The sequence below is a fragment of the Hyphomonas sp. UBA3601 genome (genome assembly GCF_002375605.1).
GTDB lineage: Bacteria > Pseudomonadota > Alphaproteobacteria > Caulobacterales > Hyphomonadaceae > Hyphomonas.
This window is the reverse complement of record NZ_DFME01000041.1, coordinates 24,040-30,073: the sequence shown is the minus strand read 5'-3', so window position 1 is coordinate 30,073 and position 6,034 is coordinate 24,040. Positions and strand designations below refer to the sequence as shown.

General features: G+C 51.4%; 3 protein-coding genes and 1 pseudogene. All 4 read left to right on the top strand.

Annotated elements, in window-relative coordinates; genetic code table 11:
• Positions 1-839: 839 nt before the first annotated feature.
• On the top strand, positions 840-1,622 hold the full coding sequence (gene hcaB, locus B4F73_RS04910; protein WP_290478648.1) for a 3-(cis-5,6-dihydroxycyclohexa-1,3-dien-1-yl)propanoate dehydrogenase: 783 nt from the start codon (positions 840-842) through the stop codon (positions 1,620-1,622).
• Between the two features lie 72 nt (positions 1,623-1,694).
• Complete coding sequence (locus B4F73_RS04905; protein ID WP_290482634.1) at positions 1,695-2,786, top strand: WD40/YVTN/BNR-like repeat-containing protein; 1,092 nt, start codon at positions 1,695-1,697, stop codon at positions 2,784-2,786.
• Between the two features lie 46 nt (positions 2,787-2,832).
• Positions 2,833-5,160, top strand: a complete 2,328-nt coding sequence (locus tag B4F73_RS04900; protein ID WP_273241468.1) for an efflux RND transporter permease subunit — start codon at positions 2,833-2,835, stop codon at positions 5,158-5,160.
• 59 nt (positions 5,161-5,219) lie between these two features.
• Positions 5,220-6,034, top strand: a pseudogene (locus tag B4F73_RS04895) (hypothetical protein); the annotation flags it as partial.

Here is a 6,034-nt window from a genome sequence, read left to right as displayed (position 1 = left end):
TTCGCGGGGAATGGTCGTGGGCGCAATTTCTAGTTCATCTAGCCAGAGGTGGGCGAGTCCTAAAGAACAGCGTGATCGCCTGATTCAGCTCAACGGGGTAGCGCTGTCAATCTCTTCCACCTTAGGGGCCGGCGCCTGATCATGTGGAGATGAGAGGTCAAAAAAATGGGAGCCGCTTAGGCTCCCAGAGTTTGGCGGAGACCTAGCTCCGCCGGAGGAAACAGACTGGTTGTCGTATCTCTTGAGCGTTCCCTGACCTTGAATGGCAGTGAAGTTCAACCTGACACGACACATTTGGGTTGAGCCGCTATCCGGTTGCGCGTCAACCTGGCCGGATACGAATGAGTGGCATCGCTCCCACATTGTGAAACTTTATGAAATCTGCGCGCTCGGGTGAACAGGATTGGAATTCTGTAGGCCTACCCATGATATTTGTGCGTCGAGAATATTCTCGAAAGCGGCCATGCGCGAATAATAGGACATGTGGGAACATGGACTGCGTTCTGAGCGTTCCCGAACAACCGATAGAAATAAGCGAGTATACGGAACAAAAATCTCGGAGTCGGGAAATGGCTTTTCGACATCCGGGGCGGCGAGCACTGCTCCAATCCGGGAGTCAGGTGCACTAAGTTGCGCTGGCGTCTGTTCCGTATGGCGAAATTAACAGCGGCATCGATAGCACAGTTGCCTTTGGCCACATGCAGATTTCGATCCTTGCTACGGAATTTGAGCTCGCGCTGTTCGTAAATAAATATTGACACAATCAAAAAAATCATTTTTTCTCAAAAAAAGAACAAAATCTTGCACCTCAAGCAAGGTTGTTAGGGAGGTACTTAAATATGCCAAAACTAAGCGGCAGTTCCGTTTTGATTACGGGCGGAGCCACGGGAATTGGTCGGGCGGTGGTCCATCATTTTGTCGAGGAAGGTGCCAGACTGTGTGTTCTGTGCGTCAATGACGAACAGGCGAGTTCGTTGCGGGGTGAGTTCGGGGCTGAGGTTGAAACAGTAATTGGGGATGTGCGCAGTCTGGCAGACAATCAGCGCGCTGCGGCCCTTGCCGTGGAGAGATTCGGTGGACTGAACACCTTTATCGGCAATGCAGGGATATGGGATTTTATAACGCCTCTGGAAGCGCAGGATGAAGAAAAGCTCGAAAGAGTCTGCGATGATATTTTTGGTGTGAATGTAAAGGGGTACGCGCTCGGAGCGTACGCGTGTCTTCCTGCGCTTCGCCAGTCTAAAGGGTCCATAATTTTCACGGCCTCTAGCTCAAGCTTTTTTACGGGCGGAGGTGGTCCGCTATATGTGGCATCGAAACACGCTGTGATTGGACTCATCAAGCAGCTTGCGAAGGAAGTCGCGCCAGACGTTAGGGTTAATGGCGTAGCTCCAGGAGGTACGATTACCAATCTTTCCGGGTCGCCCTCATCCGAGCACGCAAAGTCCCAGATGGCTGAGATTCCAGAGATCGACAAACTTCTCGAGGGCATGACACCGCTCGGATTTGCCGCAAAGCCTGAAGACCATGTAGCGCTATATGCGTTGCTTGCCTGTCCGGTGTCGGCTCGATACGTCACAGGCACAACCATCTCGTCCGATGGCGGTATTGGCGTGGGCTGACCCAGCCTGAACGCGTTCACCAACTAAGTTGAAATTGTGCCAGCAGTGCTGGCGGTCTTTTGGATCAAATCTATGAACCTGCCGGTCTTCAAATTCGCTCATGCTACCGTTGCTGCTGGGGTACTTTACTTCTCCCAACCTGGGGCGCTGGCAGAGCAGGCCGTTTTAACGATCCCCGACGCAAGTCCTCGGTCAAATATAGAGCTGCCAACTGCCGGACGTGTACGGTTTGCTCCTGATAATTTATTTGCCGTCGATTTTGTCTCTGATTCTGTGGGCTGGGCGGGTGGATACTACGGGACGCTACTGAAGACCGAGGATGGAGGAGGGCACTGGAAGCGCGAGCCCTTACCGTTTACGGACTTAATTAGGCGGATCGACTTTGTGGACGAGTCCGTCGGCATTGCTGTCACGAGTAGAGGAAAGATCCTGAGGTCTGAAGACGGGGGCGCACATTGGGAAGTTGTGCATATTGAGTCGGGCATTAACTTGCGAGATGTCTACTGTCTCGACGCCCAGACAGCTTGGGTCGTCGGACATGAGGCTACAGTGCTTCACACGTCCGATGGCGGTAAAACGTGGCAAACTCAGGCGTTATCCGGATATCAGGGACGTGATCTACCGAGATTGAATGGCATTACACGTCTCGAGGACGGGCGGTTGGTTTTGGTTGGGGAGTTCGGCCTGATAGCGTCGTCAATCGATGATGGATTGAGCTGGGAGGTGCTGGACGCGCCCGATGCCTCGGTCACATTCACAGCGGTAGATGCATGGCGTTCGGAGGCGCTAATATCTGGGCTTGGCGGCAAGCTTACAATGGTTCGATTTGGTTCGGACAGTGACGTTGAAGAGGGCTCGGGACGCTTAATGGACCGTGTCCCGACGATCACAGCTTTGTCCTCGGGGACAGATGCGCATTTGTTCGATCTAACATTAGACCAAGATGGTGACGGAGTGATCGTAGGCCAGGGCGGTGTGGTCCGTGTAAAAGCTGGATTGCCTGTATCGGATTTGTTGCCCTTGGAGAGTAAGCCAGGATTCCTTTGGTACGGAGGAGTCTCTAAAACATCAGAACACGGAGGGTATGTTGTCGTTGGGGCGAACGGTGCCGTACTAAAAACCGAATTCGATGTCTCAGATCCGGAGCCGTTAGTGCGGTGGTAACAGGAGTAGTTCGCTTGTTGCAAATTCAATCAAAGGCTCAAATTCAGTGGTAAGTTATATTTCGAATTTCGTCATAAGATTTCCCAGAATCATTCTGGCAATCGCTTTTCTGGTCACATCGGGGGCGGCTTATTTCGGCGTGACAGGTGTCTCGTTGAAGGTCGTTATCGAAGATATGCTGCCTGCAAACCATTCGAATGTCGAACTCTATAAGGAGTTCCGGAGTCAGTTTGGTGGAGTCAATAATGTCCTTGTCGAAGTCGAAAATAAAGCAGGCGACATCTACAATTCGGACTTTCTTGAAACGTATCGGGAAGTATCAGACGAGTTCTATTTTCACGATAACAATATCCGCCCTCTGTTTGAGGCGGCCAATCTCCGGAAGACGAGATCGGTGGCCGGCGGGGAGGGGCAAATTCTGGTCAGTCCTCTTATGTGGCCGGAAGTGCCCCGCTCTGAGTCTGATATGGAGCATTTCAAACAAATCGTCAGGGGGCAGTTTCTCGGCTCATTGGTCTCACTGGATGAGCATTCAATGCTTATTTCTGCCGAGCTTTCAGAGGAGGTGGATTCTCGGGAGTTTGTCGCCTTTATTGACAATCTAAAATCAGAATTCTCGACGAAAGATGTAAAAATATCAGTCGTTGGCAGGCCCGTACTTCTGGGCACGGTTAAGAAATATCTGCCTCATATGCTGTTGGTTTTTGCGGCCTCTGTGCTGGCTATCGCTGCCGTCCTATTTTTCTATTTCAGGTCCTGGGTGGGCGTTGCTGTTCCAATGCTCGTGGCCTTCGCCGTCACGATTTGGGGCTTTGGCGTCATTGGCTTGGTCGGTTACAATCTTGATCCCCTGTTGCTCTTGCTCCCATTCTTCGTCTTCGCCACTGTTTTATCCCATTCAGTTCAATTCGTTTCGCGCGTTTTCGATGAAATCGAAAATAGTGCCACCATGCGTGACGCAGTAAAAGAAGGCCTTGAGCGCCTTCTGTTCCCGAGCACTGCGGCTGTGATTACCGATGCAGCTGGATTTACGGTTCTGGCTCTGGTGACTATCCCAAGCATACAGTCGCTTGCCTTCATTTGCACGTTTTGGCTTCTAACGCTGACCCCGGGAATTATTGTTGCTGCGGCGTTCATGGCGGTCCTTCGGAAGCCGACAAAATTCCGCACCACCTTACCCGGTCAAGCCGTATTGGCCAAAATTTTTGGGCTGAAAGCGTCCAGATATGTATTCCTCCCGGCTTTTGTCGCTGCGTTGATTGCGGGCATTTTCATTTCGCAGGGGCTAAAAATAGGTGACGCAGAAGGGAGCCCGATCCTGTGGAAAGATTCCCAATACAACAAAGATGTCAAAAAAATCAACTCGAGCTTTGACCGTGTCGGTACGGATGTAATGCAGGCCTATTTCTCCGGTGATGGAGAGATAATGCTAGATCCGCGTGTGTATCATCAGATCGAAGCATTTGATCGCTATATTTACGAACGAGTTCTTCCGGCAACTCGCGCACAGAGCCTTGTTCCGATTGTAAAAAATATCAACATGGTTTTGTGGGAAGGGGACCCTTCATACCAAACAATTCCTGATACAGAAGAAGAAATAGGGTTTAACATTTACATGTTCCGGTCTGGCGGTGAGCCAGGAGACTTTGCCGCCTATACGAACCCGGAATGGAGCATCGGTAAGCTCTCAATTTATACGGGGGAGCATAGTGCTGACACCGTGAATGCGTTGATGGCGGCGGGCCATGAATTTCTAAACACCTATCAGTTTTCAGATGGGGAGCCGCGTGTGAGGTTCGCCGGCGGACAGATCGGTATAATTAAGGCGAGTAACGACGAGATCGAGCACAAAGAAAATGTACTCCTTATTGCCATTATCATCGTTATCGCAGTTAACCTGCTCTGGCTATATCGATCACCCGCAGTCGCAGTCGTGATCATACTTGTACTGACGACATCTCACTTTATCACCATGAGTGTCATGACGCTTATGGACGTGGGGATGAACTTGAATACGCTGCCGCTTGCTGCGTTGGGTTTGGGCCGTGGTGTTGATTACAGCATCTACATGGCAGACCGGATACGCGACGAAATGAGGCACGGCCATGAATTCGCGAAGGCGGCGGGCCGGGCGTTCAACACGTCTGGTATTGCCGTGATAGTTACGGCACTGACGATGATACTGCCGCTATTGCCGTGGTACTTCCTGTCTCCGATCAGGTTCCAAGCCGAGATGGGCGTTCTGTTGGCGATCATCTTGATGTTCAACATGGTGGGGGCGCTCACTGTTGTGCCTGCAGCAATCGGCTTGCTGAAGCCGCGGGGATTTCCGTTTAGCACACAGAAGAAAATAGTCAGGGCGATGGTTGGTTAGATTGAGGGCGATAGAGCCTGGCTGCGCATCGGGAAAAATAGAAAGTGAGGGAGAGAAAGATGAATACCAAGAATAAAAAAACTAAAACTAAGTCGCAAAAGCTATGCCTGCTCGGGGCTACAGCATTTTCCACAGTCCTTATGATGCCGCTGGCAGCGAATGCCGAGTCATTGGCTGAAGCGCTGAACCTGCCCGACAATGTCTGGGTGGGCGGACGTCTGACGCAAGGGACGGGCGTCTATTTTGACCGGTATGGTGGTGGAACTGGAGTGGGGCCTTCCCAGTTTGTAGCGCAGCTTCAGGCTGAGTGGACTCCCAATAGCAACGTGACGGTCGTTTCCGATTTTTGGCTGCGCGGCGATTGGTACTATGATCTTGATGATGGAGATTCAACCGGGCCTGGCACGCAAGACTTTACTAAAGGCCCTCCGTTTCTAGATCGCTTTGATTTTTTACTCTCGCAGGATGGGGCGCTCACGCTTCCTGAACCGTTTGGTAATAGCGGTGAAGAAAATCGCATACTCGATGATTTCGAGCAGGATGTGATTAGAGAGCTGTCGATAGCGTTTGCTGATTCAGAGGGACGCGCGTCTCTAAAAGTCGGAAAGTTTCAGCGAGGGTGGGGGCAAGCAGATGGTCTGCGCCTTCTTGATATTCTGAACCCACAGGATCTCCGCCAAAGGAGTATATTTACAGACACCGAGGATTTGCGGATACCTCAGTGGAGTGCTGCCCTATCTTTGGATATTGACCAGCTTGGGTTGGCTGCTCCTTTTGAGGGGCTAGGACTCAAGGATCCATCACTGGAAGTGATCTACACTCCGGTGGTACGCCATTCCGAATTCATCGTGAATAATCCCACGCCGAATTCCAG

Excerpts from the sequence above, each read along its gene's own strand:
- hcaB (WP_290478648.1), top strand. The coding sequence starts at position 840 with ATGCCAAAACTAAGCGGCAGTTCCGTTTTGATTACGGGCGGAGCCACG.
- B4F73_RS04905 (WP_290482634.1), top strand. The coding sequence starts at position 1,695 with ATGAACCTGCCGGTCTTCAAATTCGCTCATGCTACCGTTGCTGCTGGG.